Source organism: Acidithiobacillus sulfurivorans, assembly GCF_018853815.1.
Taxonomy (GTDB): Bacteria; Pseudomonadota; Gammaproteobacteria; order Acidithiobacillales; family Acidithiobacillaceae; genus Acidithiobacillus; species Acidithiobacillus sulfurivorans.
The window spans coordinates 46771-60402 of the sequence record NZ_JAAOMP010000088.1; the positions used below are offsets into that span (position 1 = coordinate 46771).

Annotated in this window: 12 protein-coding genes and 1 tRNA gene; 6 read left to right on the plus strand and 7 right to left on the minus strand. The window is 50.1% G+C overall.

The features are described from left to right. Window positions 1–35: 35 nt before the first annotated feature. The 4 genes from rpoD (at window position 36) to HAP95_RS08065 (ending at window position 3597) form a co-directional block, all read left to right on the plus strand. Entirely contained in the window at window positions 36–1928 is a 1893-nt protein-coding gene (gene rpoD / locus HAP95_RS08050; protein WP_215883752.1) for an RNA polymerase sigma factor RpoD, read from the plus strand. A 54-nt stretch (window positions 1929–1982) separates the two neighbouring features. Continuing rightward, window positions 1983–2059 (plus strand) — tRNA-Ile (locus HAP95_RS08055). Window positions 2060–2156: 97 nt separating this feature from the next. After that, a complete protein-coding gene (locus HAP95_RS08060; protein ID WP_215883753.1) occupies window positions 2157–3293 on the plus strand; it encodes a site-specific integrase in 1137 nt (378 codons plus the stop codon). A 46-nt stretch (window positions 3294–3339) separates the two neighbouring features. Next, window positions 3340–3597: a helix-turn-helix domain-containing protein gene (locus HAP95_RS08065; RefSeq protein WP_215883754.1), complete on the plus strand. Its 258-nt coding sequence runs from the start codon at window positions 3340–3342 to the stop codon at window positions 3595–3597. 139 nt (window positions 3598–3736) lie between these two features. Here HAP95_RS08065 and HAP95_RS08070 read toward each other — a convergent pair whose 3' ends face one another. Beyond that, entirely contained in the window at window positions 3737–4054 is a 318-nt protein-coding gene (locus HAP95_RS08070; protein WP_075322460.1) for a hypothetical protein, read from the minus strand. Window positions 4055–4166: 112 nt separating this feature from the next. Continuing rightward, a complete protein-coding gene (locus tag HAP95_RS08075; RefSeq protein ID WP_215882200.1) occupies window positions 4167–4832 on the minus strand; it encodes a hypothetical protein in 666 nt (221 codons plus the stop codon). 1076 nt (window positions 4833–5908) lie between these two features. Here HAP95_RS08075 and HAP95_RS08080 point away from each other — a divergent pair. Then, a complete protein-coding gene (locus HAP95_RS08080; RefSeq protein WP_215882201.1) occupies window positions 5909–6046 on the plus strand; it encodes a hypothetical protein in 138 nt (45 codons plus the stop codon). Window positions 6047–6156: 110 nt separating this feature from the next. Continuing rightward, the gene (locus tag HAP95_RS08085; RefSeq protein ID WP_215883755.1) at window positions 6157–7527 is read left to right on the plus strand and encodes an integrase domain-containing protein; all 1371 of its coding nucleotides are present in this window, start codon (window positions 6157–6159) and stop codon (window positions 7525–7527) included. Window positions 7528–7635: 108 nt separating this feature from the next. Here HAP95_RS08085 and cynS read toward each other — a convergent pair whose 3' ends face one another. The 5 genes from cynS to HAP95_RS08110 all read right to left on the minus strand — a co-directional run bounded on the left by cynS (window position 7636) and on the right by HAP95_RS08110 (window position 13592). Next, the gene (cynS, locus tag HAP95_RS08090) at window positions 7636–8079 is read right to left on the minus strand and encodes a cyanase (RefSeq protein WP_215883756.1); all 444 of its coding nucleotides are present in this window, start codon (window positions 8077–8079) and stop codon (window positions 7636–7638) included. Window positions 8080–8412: 333 nt separating this feature from the next. Then, window positions 8413–10500, minus strand: coding sequence for a UvrD-helicase domain-containing protein (locus HAP95_RS08095; RefSeq protein ID WP_215883757.1), 2088 nt, complete (start codon window positions 10498–10500; stop codon window positions 8413–8415). 7 nt (window positions 10501–10507) lie between these two features. Next, the gene (locus HAP95_RS08100; protein ID WP_215883758.1) at window positions 10508–11506 is read right to left on the minus strand and encodes a virulence RhuM family protein; all 999 of its coding nucleotides are present in this window, start codon (window positions 11504–11506) and stop codon (window positions 10508–10510) included. Window positions 11507–11520: 14 nt separating this feature from the next. After that, a complete protein-coding gene (locus tag HAP95_RS08105) occupies window positions 11521–12507 on the minus strand; it encodes a GTP pyrophosphokinase (RefSeq protein ID WP_215883759.1) in 987 nt (328 codons plus the stop codon). Next, the gene (locus HAP95_RS08110) at window positions 12504–13592 is read right to left on the minus strand and encodes a nucleoid-associated protein (protein ID WP_215883760.1); all 1089 of its coding nucleotides are present in this window, start codon (window positions 13590–13592) and stop codon (window positions 12504–12506) included. Before HAP95_RS08110 ends, HAP95_RS08105 begins: the two co-directional genes overlap by 4 nt. Window positions 13593–13632: the final 40 nt, after the last annotated feature.

The following is a 13632-nucleotide window of genomic DNA, read 5'->3' on the forward strand; positions in this document are numbered from 1 at the left end:
TATAATGTGCGGCTTTCCGCGAGTGCAGGATGGTTATGAGAGACGGTGAGAGTGTAGTGGACAATGAGTCTCAGCGGTCTGAGCTGAAGCGCCTGATTGCGCGCGGAAAAGAGCAGGGATACCTGACCTACGGGGAGATTAATGATCATCTGCCCGAAGAGGTTTTTGATCCTGAGCAGATGGAAAATGTCATTTCCATGATTAATGACATGGGCATCGAAGTGTTTGAAGAAGCACCGGATGGCGATACGCTTCTGGATGGTGAAGGTAATGTTGGCGTGGCTGCTCAGGAGGCTGAAGAAGCTGCCGAGGAAGCCCTTGCTGTAGTCGAAGCGGATATTGGCCGTACCAGTGATCCGGTGCGTATGTACATGCGTGAGATGGGCACGGTTGAGCTTTTAACCCGGGAAGGCGAAATTGAAATAGCCCGCCGCATTGAAGATGGTCTGATGCAGGTTTTGCGTGCGGTTTCCACCTGCCCGACTACTATCTCGTTGTTGCTGGATGCTGCTGATCGGGTCGAGCGCGGAGAAACGCGCCTGGATGAAGTGGTCGATGCGTTTATTGATCCCAACGCCCTAGATGCAGAAGCCGTCAGTGAAGAGGAAGAGCCTGTTTTGCTGGAAGGCGAAGAGCCTGAAGACACGGATGATGCGGATGAAGAAAGCGAAGAAGGCACTATTGAAGCGGATAAGGGGCCGCAGCTGGAAGAAGCCCTGGAGCGCTTTGCCGTCATTCGCGAAGCCTATCTGAATCTGCTTACCAGTCATGCCGAAGGGGAAATGCATGATGAAAGCTATCAGGAAAAAAGACGCGAACTAGCAGAACGCTTTCTGGAAATCAAGTTGAATGGTCGCCAGATTGATGTGATGGCCGATGCCTTGCGGGGTTTAACTGACGGCGTGCGCCATTGTGAGCGTGAGCTCATGGAGATTTGTATTGAGCGGGCGCGTTTTCCCCGGAAAGAATTTGTGCGCAGCTACCCGGGTCATGAAAGTGATTTGAACTGGATAGATCAACAGATTAACGGTGGCTTTACCTATAGCGCACGGTTAGTGGAATATCGGGATGATATTCTCGCCATCATGAAGCGTTTGGCAGACATTGAAAAACGGGCGGGTTTACCGGTCGCGGAAATCAAGGAAGCCAGCCGCTTGATGTCTATTGGTGAGGCAAAAGCCCGGCGGGCCAAAAAGGAAATGGTCGAAGCGAACCTGCGTCTGGTCATTTCCATTGCCAAGAAGTACACCAATCGTGGTCTGCAATTTCTCGATTTGATTCAGGAAGGCAATATCGGCTTGATGAAGGCGGTGGACAAGTTTGAATACCGGCGTGGCTACAAGTTTTCTACTTATGCTACCTGGTGGATTCGACAGGCCATTACCCGCAGTATTGCCGATCAGGCGCGCACCATTCGTATTCCGGTGCACATGATTGAAACCATCAACAAGCTGAACCGGATCAGTCGGCAAATGCTGCAGGAAATGGGTCGTGAGCCAACTCCGGAAGAGCTGGCAGAGCGCATGGAAATGCCCGAAGACAAGATTCGCAAAGTGCTGAAAATTGCCAAGGAACCGATTTCCATGGAAACCCCCATTGGTGACGATGAAGACTCTCATCTGGGTGACTTTATTGAAGATCGTAATGTCACCGCGCCAGCCGAATCAGCAGTCAATGCGGCTATTCGCGAAGTTGTCGAAGAACTTCTGGACAATGGTCTGACTGCCCGAGAGGCCAAGGTGTTGCGTATGCGCTTTGGAATCGGCATGAACACGGATCACACCCTTGAAGAAGTGGGTAAACAGTTTGATGTGACCCGTGAGCGTATTCGTCAGATTGAAGCCAAGGCGCTGCGGAAGCTGCGCCATCCTTCCCGCTCTGAGCGTTTAAAGAGTTTTGTGGACGGAGAAGTCACCATTCCTTCCTGAAGGGTAAATGTGGTAAAAATGCGGGCGCGGAAACAATTTCGCGCCCTCTCTTCAGGGCCTGTAGCTCAGTTGGTTAGAGCAGGGGACTCATAATCCCTTGGTCCACGGTTCGAGTCCGTGCGGGCCCACCAAATAAAACAAGCAGTTATAAATTAGTCGTTGACAATCCTCTACTCCTCAGGTACAGATTCAGTACAGTACCAAATTTGGATTGAGGAGATTTGCTTTATGGCCACGATAGTTAAAAACCCGGCGGGAACTTGGAAGGCTGTGATTCGCAAGCAGGGTTGGCCAACGGCCGCGAAAACGTTCCGGACCAAACGTGATGCCGAGGATTGGGCGAGGCAGACCGAAGATGCAATGGTTCGTGGCGTGTATATTCAACGGAGCGACTCCAAAAAGTTCATTCTGGATCAGGCGCTTGACCGCTACCTGCGGGAAATAACCCCCACCAAGAAGGCGGGTGATTCCCAACGGCGTGACCACACAAGTGCCAAGGTGCTACGGGAACGGCTTGGCAAATACGCACTGTCCGCACTTAACCAAAAAATTATTGGACAATATCGTGATGCCCGGCTGGCTGAGGGGCGTGCAGGTAATACGGTGCGTCTCGAACTCGCTTTACTCTCCCACCTGTTCACCGTGGCAATCCGTGAATGGGAAGTTGGTCTACCATCCAATCCTGTTTTACAGGTCAGCAAACCCAAAGGCAATGTACGTGACCGACGTCTCCAGAGAGAGGAAAGCCCACGATTGCTGGAAAGTGTGCGTAAACACAGTAATCCTATGCTTGCATGGGTCACTGAATTGGCACTAGAAACGGCTGCTCGCGTGGAAGAGATTCTCTCCCTTGAGATGCGCGATGTGCACCTGGAGCGACGGATAATGATTCTCCGGGACACTAAAAACAAGGACACGCGAGGTGTTCCATTAACGATGCGAGCTGCAGAAATTTTTCAGGAAGCGATTGCCCACTATCCGCGTGGGGATTCTCCCCTTATTTTCCCAGGTAATCCTGGTCGCGACGGGGTGCGTCGCCCCTACCGGATACACAAGGTTTGGAAATCTGCCCTGGGTCGCGCGAGTATAGTAGGCCTGCATTTCCATGACCTACGCCATGAGGCGACCAGTCGCTTTGTCGAGATTGGCTTATCGGATAGCAAAGTGCGGCAAATCACTGGACATAAATCCCCACAGATGCTCGCTCGTTACGCGCACCTACGCGCAGAAGATTTGGTGGCAGACCTCGACCAGGCACGCGGAATACCCACCCGCTTTGAAATTCTGAGACCTGCCCCAGACACAGAACAACCGGTTACCAACAGAAAAAACGCGAAAATAGTGCCTTTTCCCGTTCAAAAATGATTTTTGCTTTGGTTATGCTGTCTCCATGGATGAACAGGAGACAGCCATGAACCATCACACACCACAACTACTCACTGCCGAAGAAGCTGCGAGTCAACTCAGAAAAACCCCTTCCGCATTTCGGGAAGCGATGTGTCGCAGTCGGGCCAAGTGGGCCATTTGGCTCTCTGGCCGGAGGATCAAGTTAGGTCGCAGATATTATATCCGCCGGGAGGACGTAGAGGCGGTTTTGCGTTTCGGCGACGCCGTTGCCGACCTCCCGTCAGTTGAACATGCTCCTCAGCTGCGGCGGATAGGGGGTTAAATGCGAAGGACTGGGGCTCAAATTGAGCCCAAGATCCTTTTTTCGGGTCCCAAGACCTGGTACGCCGCATTCAATGCTCTTATTTAAATTAAATAGGCAGTTATGATCATGCTGGTAGTTTTCTAGCCTGCTAAAGCCATCAGAATAAGGGCCGTGGCCGATGGGCTGTGGCAATTTGCTGCTTAGCGGCCAGTAAAGCAGGATGTTGGATGCCCACCCAATTCCAGAGGTTGGCCAGAAAAAGCAGGGATAGACAAAAGCTAAGGGTCGCGAAAAGAAGGGCTATTACAGTCGCAACAAACCATTCCTCCGCACCGGGATGCCTTCGGTGTTTCCACCAAGTGAAACCAGCAGCAGATAAGGCTAACACGACAATACTGAGCAGAACAAAGCCGATAATGAGATTCTGGAGGGCGTCGGTATAGGCAATTTGAGCAAGTTGAGCAGAAATTTGCATGGCATTCTTTCCTTGTTTCATTCAATAAAACAGGGGATGGAGGCGGGTCAAGTGATTGGAACGGATGGGGAAATTTATCTCCATCCGTTCCAACTTTGAATCGCTGTGCTGCTTACAGAGCATCCACAATAAATCGGGGGATCAGTCCGTGTTGCTGTTCAAGTGAGTGCATCCGTATCTGACGATCTTCTGCATCCTGGCTTTCCCAGAGGAAACGATACGCACCGATGGTGGCGACCTGAAGCTCCCGCAGCATGAATCGGATAATGGTTTTATCGAGAAATTCGAATAATGCCCCACTTAATTCTATTTCCGAGTCGGTACCCAGTTTCCCTGAAGATCGTGCCAGTTGCGCCACCAGTATGAGGGTGCGGTTTTCATCCCAAATCTCCAGATTACCCGGCATTAGCTTCCAAGGGAGTTGTTGCAAAAACAGAGGATGGACCACCGCCATATCCAGGAGGCTCTCCTGCCAGGGTTGTTGGTGGAAGATCCCCCAGAGTTTTTTTTGACCTTCCACCTTACTCTGAAGGTCTGCTGCAGGCATCTTCAGATAGAAAAAATCCTTATGGTGGCTAATGGCAATACAGAGGATAATCTGTTGATTGAGGAGGGGGATGAATCCAAAAAATGGCCAGGCACCCTGGGATACGGCATAACGGCAACCGTTTGCATCGCTGTACCATTGTTGGAAGTGCTTTTGCCGATACTGGTCCGGGTGGGTTTGTTGGGCATACTGCTTTAAAAGGTATTCATAGGGTTTGATCGTCTGTTGCATCGTAATTGTCCTCAATATCCGTGCGGTATGTGCACCTATTCAGATTACCACACGCAAATATGTGAAAATTTTTTACGATATCTCCCGACAAGAAACAACGCGGCATCCCGGCCGATGAAGAGCAACAACTTTTTTTGCACAGAGCTTCTGTGTCCATTGCACGCTTCCGTGAATCAATGGATCAAAAAAAGTTTTTTCGGAGAAACACGCATGAAAATGAATGGATCCAGTGGACCATTCACAGAACATATGGAGCCAGAGGGATGGTCCACAGCACTAAATGCTGAGCCCCCAACTTGGGGAGGCTCATCAGAATCCACCTCACAGCCACCTTATACCCATAGAATAAAAATTCTAACCGATACAAATTATCTATAACTCCTCTGTCCCTTCATATTGACCCCGTTTTTACGGAAGTTTAAAAACCAAGATCATTATCTTCAGGCCACTCAACTGGATGCAGTCCAAGACTGCGGTCATGAGCACAGCAGTGAGGGGTGCTTTTTTGAAAAGCAGACAGGAATACTAAAAACCGTTTAAAAAAACGCGAAAAAAACCACTTAATGAAACCATTTTGCTCAAAGCAAACCGATATAGTCCTTTCATCGCCGAAAAACTGCAGAGGATGAAGTGCAGTAAGGAATGGGTTTCCTGCCCGGATGGGCTGCGAACGGGCGCATAATCCCGAGTTGAATCGAAGTCCCACAGATGTGGACTATATATCAGGGGCTCGCCCCTACATAAAACGGCTTATGCCAATATAGATATGAAAAGGCTGATGTTTGGCCAAAGATTGCGTGTTGTTACGCACACATGAAGAATCGTCCATGTTGTAGGGACACATATGACGAGTTATGGAATATCTGCCATGGAATTTGGCAAATCTATGCGCGTTGCGGTCTATTGTCAGGCTCGATGGAGCCAGTAACCAGCCAGAACGCCACCTATATCTTTTTTTTAAGCAGGTGGGTATTTCCTGCCCTGTGTTTTCTCCGGCTTCTGACCGAGTGTCAGCATCGGCATCCCCCAGGAAGAAAGAGAGGGGATCAGGATTTTCATATAAAGGATTTTTAATCATGAAGTTATTAGACATTATTCCGCAGAATAATGCGGATTCTGGGGTGGAACGCGCCGCTGCCAGACAAAGCAATTGGCCTTTTAAGGAGCAGAACGAACAAGCTATCGAAAGGAAGTACGCGATCTGTTCTCCGTGAGGCCCCCTATTTACATATCGGATCTGCTTTGTGCAGTGCAGTTAGCCGTTCTGGGTTTCTTCCTCCGAGGGTACCCAGAACGGCTATCAGGTAGTCTGGAGGCACGTTGTATGGGCTATGTATTCAAAAATTATGGCTATGCTTTTTCTGTTGAACGAGCGGTGCAAAAGATTATCCAAGCGCAAGCACGCGGATACGGAACGATTCGCGCTAAACGGATTCGGCTAAAGTATTTTGTCCGTTTTGTGCAAGTAGAGGGCATTACCGATCTCGAGAAAGTGAAATTTTCGGATCTCCAACATTTTGCCCAGCAGATACAACAATTGATGCAAGAGAATGATTGGTCCCCAGCCTATGCCCAGAACATTATCAGTGATGCCAATCGATTGCTGGGATTCGTCCGCAAGCAGCGGGCATTCCGGTTGTCGCCATCTACTTACACTGGGAAAAGACCCTGGACCCGCACGGCCCCGCCCACCGGAATGGAACTCGTAGGCGTACTCTCTTGCGTGGAGGAAATGCGGAATCGAGGGTTACAGCGTTGTGCCCTGATTGTGCTAATGGCGCGCATATTTGGAATGCGCCTCCGAGAAACCGTACTTGCGGATATCCCTCGGCTATACCGTGAGGCGATGCGGCAGGGAACCATCAATGTGCAGGAAGGCACTAAAGGTGGCCGGAAAGTAGAGCGCAAGATAATTATTGATGCCTACGGGTTAGAGATCCTCAATGAGGCTAAAGACCTTTGCAAAGCAACCAATTCCCATTGTCTGATTCCACCTGATCAGAATTACATTATGTTTATCCGTCGCGAGGTGGCCCGAGCTAGGACCATTCTTAAAGATCATGGAATAAAAGGGTATCATGACCTCCGGAGCAGCTACGCGTGTGAGCGGTATCAGTCAATCACCCTCGCTGCTGCACCGGTTTTTGCGGGTGGGAGAGGGGTTTCGCGGAACCTGGATACCGCAGCCCGGGAAGTCATCAGTAAGGAACTGGGACACAATCGCACAGAAGTGCTCAATGCATACATCGGTGCGCGTCGACCGACGGAATATCAACGACAACAAGAGCTGAAAGAGCGAAAGATGGAGCGTCGCGAGATGCAAGATCTACGGGCACCGATTACGGCCTCATCACTAGCGTTTTTGCTGGCGAGGTACTTTCGTGGATCCAAAAAAGAGCGGGCCGTGCATGTGAAGCGGGTATGTGCGCTAGTGCTGCCTTATTGTCAAGCAGCCCACATCCAATACCTGCATCAGATCACCCTGCAAGCCGTTGAACAAATGGTACATGCGCATCGGTTGGGGCGTCAGCTGAGCGAGAAGACCCAAAAGGATTATTTATTCTCTATGCTCAGGTTGGTGCATGCCCTGGGCCATCCGGAGTGGGAGCAGGAACTGCGGAATTTTTGCAGTTTGCCGAAATCTACGGTTGCGGGGAGACGGTTGAATATCAATCGGCGGCAAAGTCGGGGCTAATCGGTCATTTCGGCTTTGAGTGACGACGATCGCCACTTAATGTAGTAACCGATGCAGCCCTCTGTGATCCGATCAAATATCGGCAAGATGGTCGCCCCTCTGTAGTTTTTAGTATTTTTTGTACTTCAGGTATTTACCGTTCAAGGTGACTTTAATTCGATCCCCCTGCTCATCTTTTACGCGAGAAATGTCCATGGAGAAATCAATAGCGCTCATGATTCCATCACCAAACTCTTCATGGATGAGTTCTTTGATGGTGGTTCCGTATACCTGCAGTATTTCGTAAAAGCGATAAATAGTGGGATCTGTGGGGACAGCACTATCCATACACCCGCGTAAAGGAACTTCCTGCAGAATGCGTTCAGCTTCATCGGAGAGGTCAAGCAATTGCTTGATCGTATGAGCCTGTTTAGCAGATAGCGGCATCTGCCCGAGGAGAGCGGCTGTGCACCATTCCTTGCTACCACCGAGATGAACGCTTATGTCTTTCCAGCTGAGACCGTGTAAACGCTTTTTTTCTAAAATTAATGAGGTTACATCGATTCTATTCATTAAATTTTCTCCATGAATAATACCAATTATCACCAGATGGTACAAAAGCTGATTTCAAATAGAAAAAATCCCTCTCGCCCTTAATCTCAAACGCTAAGGCCCCAAATTCATTCTTTATCATTTATGGTACCTTTTCAAGCGCTAAACGCATTAGAATATTGTTTAATTTGTTGAAATAGAAATGGTAATTATTACTATCGTATAGATAGATCGGTTCATGGTTATCGCTGGAATTTGTGCAGATACGTTTAAGTGTCGGTTGGCTCTTGCTATGGACTTCCACAAACATACTTATTTCGGAATGCTGCTAGCTCCAACCGGTTAGGATGACTATTATTTTTGATATTGCAGATCATCTAGAAACTCTGACCCTGGTTCTACACCAGTTACGAACAGTGCGTCGCGGGCACGCGTGCAGGCAACATATAACAAGTGCCGCTCGGTATTGTAGACTTCTTCAAGGTCGGTGTTGTCGGCGACAGATTCAATGCGTGCCTGCAATGGGATGACCTCATCATCGCATGCCAACACTGCTACGGCGCGGAATTCTAAACCCTTGGCCAGATGCATGGTGCATAGAGAGGCGTACCCAACCGTGGTCTCGACTTGGCCGTCGAGCACACGGAAAGGCAGCGCCGCCGCTTCAGCCGCCGCACGGGCGCGATCTATTTCCGTGTCTGAGCGCACAAAGAGGCCGATTTCGTGGGGCGGCATCCCTTCCTCTAATCGTTCCTGAAGCCATTGCGCTATAGCCGCAGTCTCATCCGCCGTATCCGCAAAGACGCGAATCATCGGTACGGGTCCGTTGAACACGGATATGGTGCCGCGCCGGTCTTCTGTATTGCCATCCACGTCCGACACCTCTAGTCCCAGCAAACGATCGGCTTGCATGCGGATCTGATGCGAGGTGCGGTAGTTGATATGCAGGGTGCGGGAACGACCTCGGACGTCTACTCCCAAGGATTTCCAGGAAAACGGCATTTGGAAAATGCGCTGGCCCAGGTCACCCGCAAAAAATAGCCCATTGCGGCGATCGCCCGATAAAGCGGAGAGAAAGCGCAACTGCGCTACACCGATGTCCTGCGCTTCATCGATCAATACGTGATCAAAGGGTGGTGCTATACCTGCCGCCCGGCGCTTGATCAGCGCCGCAGCCAGCTGGGTAAACATAGCCGCAGGCGTAATCAAGCCTTGTGCCGCTAAACGCTGCTGCATCGCCGCAAAAACATCCCACAACGCTGATCGCTGCGCTTCACTAAGTCGTGTTTTACGACCGAGTCGTTTCACGTCGCGATACGCCTCCCAACTATCGAGTTGCCAGGCATCCACAAGGTCAACCCACTCATTCCGCACGAAAGCCAGACTGAACTTCAAGCTATCCGCCGCAGCCACACAGTCCGCCAAGAGATTTTGAATTTGCAGGTGCGTGGCAATCTGTGGCAGGCCATTGCCAAAAGTTGCGGCGAACAAACGCTCGCCGATGGCATCCATCCCCGCCACTTCCAAGCGCTCGGCAATGCGGGGCTGGTTGTCGATCAGTCTTCGCAGTTTTCCGCGCAGGGCATTAGCCAGTGTGTCGGAAAAGGTGGTTAGCAGTACAAGATTCTGTGGGTTGGTACGCGCCAAAAAAACCGCACGATGCAGTGCTACAATTGTTTTCCCCGTACCCGCTGAACCAGCTATGCGGGCTGGGCCACGTTCATCTCGCTCCACCCATTGCCGTTGCGCTGGATGTAAAAAAGTCGTCCATTTATCCCAAGGGGAGGCTAGCGCCCGCTCCAGCTCCTCAATATCGGCCATCACCCGGAAGCGGCGCTGGGCATCAGGATGACTGAAAGGATCAGAATCCTTCCCCAAGGCGGGAGAAATGCGAGGTGTGCCACCCGTTGCCAGTTCCAACAGGGCCTCGGCTGCTTCGCTAGGCAAATGATCCGTCAGTGCCAACAAAGCGTCTTCGTCTGCCTGCCGCACATCGGCTATCCATTCGGCGGGCACGCCATAATCCAGCAAGGTGTCGTCCGCATAGTGCGCGAACAAGGCGGGTTTTTGAACGGGTGCAGAAGGTTTCGGCGTGATGACCATCTCTTCCACCCGCTCGCGGATTTCCACCCACTGCGCCGCGCCAGTCTTGGGGTGGGTTTCCAGTTTGCGCCGTTCCGCCCAACGGTAGGCCGGATCGTGGTGATCCACGTAGCATAGCAGCAGGCTGGATGCCGTCTTGTGCACGATCAGACGAATATCGCTGCTCACCCGTACGGACCAGAAATGTTTATCTCGTGCCTTATCCAGTTTGTGAAAGCTCATACCAGGATTCGCGGGGTTTATTTGCAGGTCGAAGGCGGTGGTCTTGGCCTGTTTTTGCTCTTCGCCGGTTAATCGGGCGAGGCTGTCGGTGAAGGTATCGGAGATACGGAAGTCCATCAGTGCTTCATCCCTTCGGCTTTTTTGTGGGTAATTGCCGCACCATGCGATCGAAATCCGACTCGAAACGCTGGTCATCCAGCACCCGGAACTTGTCGAACTCCTGCTCCGCGTGTGCTTTGGCGAGTTCCGCAGACACTTGGCCCGCCCCCTGCAAAATTGCGCGGTCATTCAGCGTCAGGAAGCCCTCCAGCTTGGTGATCCAGTCCTGCATCGTCATTGCGATACGCCGCGCCGCCTGGCCTTCGGCAAAGATAAGGTATTGCTCGGCTAGATTATTGAGGGCGCGCAGTTCCTCCTCGCTCAGATAGTTTTTGGCAACTCCCACATCGGACTTGCGAATACGTGCGCCTTCCCAAGTCGTCAGACCCATGTTCGGCAATCGGCTATCCGCACGGCTGGTAATCAACCCTGCGGCGGTCTGTCCGTGGATGGCGTAGTGCACCTTGTTTTGCACCGTGGCGAAAAACTGCTGAGTGAGTGGATGGCGCGCGTCGTAATCCACACTGGTGGCGTAGATATCGGTGATTTTCTGATAAAAACGCCGCTCACTGGTGCGGATGTCTTGCAGGCGGCGGGTCAGTTCGTCGAAATAATCCCGGCCCTTACCTGGGTTTTTCAGACGCGCGTCGTCCAGCACGAAGCCCTTGACGATATATTCCTTGAGCTTCTCGTTGGCCCATTGGCGAAAACGTACACCCACCGGGCTGCGCACGCGAAAGCCGAGGGCGAGGATCATGTCGAGGTTGTAGTGTTCCACCTCGCGGGCCACTTCACGCCCCCCCTCAACTTGAACTGTTCGGAATAACCGAACAGTTGCCGTCGGCGTCAGTTCCCCATCCTCGAAGATGTGCCTGATGTGTTCGCTGATGGTGCCCTTGGCCTTGCCGAATAATTCCGTCAACTGCTTCTGATTGAGCCACAGCGTTTCTTCCTCCAGCATCACGTCAATGCGGGTGGAGCCGTCTTCGCTTTGGTAGATTAGGAATTGTTGGGATTTTGTCATAGTTATATCGTAAGTCAGAAGCCGTCTATGCTTAAGCCAATATCTCCATAGACCGGTCGCAATTCATCTAGCGTTAGCGGCCATAGCTCCTTTGTTACAGTGGGCGAAAGATCCGCCATAAGGTAAATGAGAAGAATTGCAGATTGGCGATAAAGGTGTCGATCGTTGGCCTTCTGTGCGATCCGGTCAATCACGTATGGCTTACGCTTGAGGAAATCTCTCAGACTGCCTTCAATATCTTCATTAAATTTGTCAGTGAACGCGTCGACTATTAATAAATTAGATTTTTGAGATTCTGGAACGAGCTTCACATATTCCCTATAGACTCTATCTAGCACAGTTGTTGCATTACGTTCAGACTCTGTGGCATTACCGAGCTCGACCACTACTTGCTCGAAAAAGTCATCGGTGGTTTCGATGAGAGCCATGCTCCTGGCGATAACTCGCTGTGTTTTAGGTGACGCAGTTCTCTGTGACTTGTATATTGAGTCGTGTGTTAGTTCACTGTGTGCATGTTGTAGTAGTGTGCGCAGTTGAATTTCACAAGGAGTTCCTTCAGGAATCGTGATGGCACTGACTGTCAAATCGCGAGATGCACGAACAACGTAATGCACTGACTGATACGCAAACTCCAAAGGTTTAGCTTCACGCTCTTCTTCGTAATCTCTATCCTTTGATGTGGACCAATTGGTCGATACACTAATGACATCTTCTATTATTTTAATATCGCTGGTCAAAAGAACCACAAATCTCATACCAACTTTATCTGTGATTTCAGCGTATGGATCTTGGTAATTTTTCCCCCGGAAAAGTGCTTTATCAATCAGCGAATTTATTTCCTTCAGTCGCGGCATTACTGGCATTCTTAAGAACTCACCAATCGTAAGTGGACGAACGGCCGAATCAAGTTCTCCACAAATCTCATCCCGCACGAACTTAGCCCATACCTCGTAGATAGGACGATCACTTTCCCATTGGGATTTTATATCAAACTCGTTCATTCCTGATTCCTGATGCGCCCACGGATGACGACTTCAGTCCATTTTGGAACTTTACCATCTTCATCGATTTCACCATCAATTGCTCGTATTTGCACTAGTTCCTTAAACCTATCCGCAGGAGCGGTGAGTTTAACCTCACCTGCGAACGTCACCTTCCGATACTTTAGAGCAGACGAAATATCAGAGGTATCTTTGACTACTGCAACTTGAGGGAAATCTCGTTCTGTCATATATCGGATATACTCATCCTTCATTTCCGAATTTGGGAAATAATTGTGCGCAAAGTCAGATACTTGCACGGTCACGCTCTGGTCGACCTTTAGGTACGTCACCAGCGCATTGTGGAGATCAATTTTTTCATCTTCAGACCAATCAAGCTTCTGAATAAACTCTTTGGTGTAGTCATGAAATTCACGGGTTCTTCGAGCGCTCGTTTCAGGGAAACCACAACCGAGGAAACCTTCATAAAAGTATTGGGCAGCAGTGAGTTTGTTCGAAGCACTGATCTGGTCGTCGTAAATGAATGCTTGCCATCCCGCAGGTAACGGGTCGACTGTCTGTGAGTCTTGTTGCAAAAAAATACCAATTTTGTAAAGCTTTGTTTGTGGCGTAAGAAGAAGATCCTTCAGAAACTGCAAGGAAATAGCGCCATCATCAGTCACTCGCCTGGTAAACCCATTGTGTGTTTCCGCCTTAATCATGCCGACGATACGTTTTGCAGGATAACTCGCCGTTCCGGTAAAAACCACCAACACACCGCCAGGTAGATTGCGGCGCATTTGAGCATCGGTTAACTTGTCAGCAATAGTTCGAGAGCGTTCAATGAATAGTGCGTCGTCAGCATCCACAAGAAATTTCGCATTGGTGATTGAACTGTCTGGTCCGGTTTGAATGATATCGAGTTCCATGCTTTTGGCAGCACTACCCATTGCGCTGTGAATGCGATCGCAAAATGCATCAACCGCTTCCTGATCTAGTATTACGAGTCTTGTTCCGTATTTGGGTGGAACAATGTCACGTTCGTCAGTTCGTTTATATATTTCATGAATTACGATTCTACTGATAGTTAAGTTATCGAATGACATTACGGTTTTCCCTCGTGATGTGATGCTCTCTCTTATTGAG

What these genes read in the sequence shown, in the direction of transcription:
- HAP95_RS08075 (WP_215882200.1), bottom strand. Translation starts at nt 4,832, where the DNA reads ATGCAACAGACGATCAAACCCTATGAATACCTTTTAAAGCAGTATGCC.
- HAP95_RS08080 (WP_215882201.1), top strand. Translation starts at nt 5,909, where the DNA reads ATGAAGTTATTAGACATTATTCCGCAGAATAATGCGGATTCTGGGGTG.
- HAP95_RS08070 (WP_075322460.1), bottom strand. Translation starts at nt 4,054, where the DNA reads ATGCAAATTTCTGCTCAACTTGCTCAAATTGCCTATACCGACGCCCTC.
- HAP95_RS08065 (WP_215883754.1), top strand. Translation starts at nt 3,340, where the DNA reads ATGAACCATCACACACCACAACTACTCACTGCCGAAGAAGCTGCGAGT.
- HAP95_RS08095 (WP_215883757.1), bottom strand. Translation starts at nt 10,500, where the DNA reads ATGGACTTCCGTATCTCCGATACCTTCACCGACAGCCTCGCCCGATTA.
- cynS (WP_215883756.1), bottom strand. Translation starts at nt 8,079, where the DNA reads ATGAATAGAATCGATGTAACCTCATTAATTTTAGAAAAAAAGCGTTTA.
- HAP95_RS08105 (WP_215883759.1), bottom strand. Translation starts at nt 12,507, where the DNA reads ATGAACGAGTTTGATATAAAATCCCAATGGGAAAGTGATCGTCCTATC.
- HAP95_RS08085 (WP_215883755.1), top strand. Translation starts at nt 6,157, where the DNA reads ATGGGCTATGTATTCAAAAATTATGGCTATGCTTTTTCTGTTGAACGA.
- HAP95_RS08060 (WP_215883753.1), top strand. Translation starts at nt 2,157, where the DNA reads ATGGCCACGATAGTTAAAAACCCGGCGGGAACTTGGAAGGCTGTGATT.
- HAP95_RS08110 (WP_215883760.1), bottom strand. Translation starts at nt 13,592, where the DNA reads ATGTCATTCGATAACTTAACTATCAGTAGAATCGTAATTCATGAAATA.
- HAP95_RS08100 (WP_215883758.1), bottom strand. Translation starts at nt 11,506, where the DNA reads ATGACAAAATCCCAACAATTCCTAATCTACCAAAGCGAAGACGGCTCC.
- rpoD (WP_215883752.1), top strand. Translation starts at nt 36, where the DNA reads ATGAGAGACGGTGAGAGTGTAGTGGACAATGAGTCTCAGCGGTCTGAG.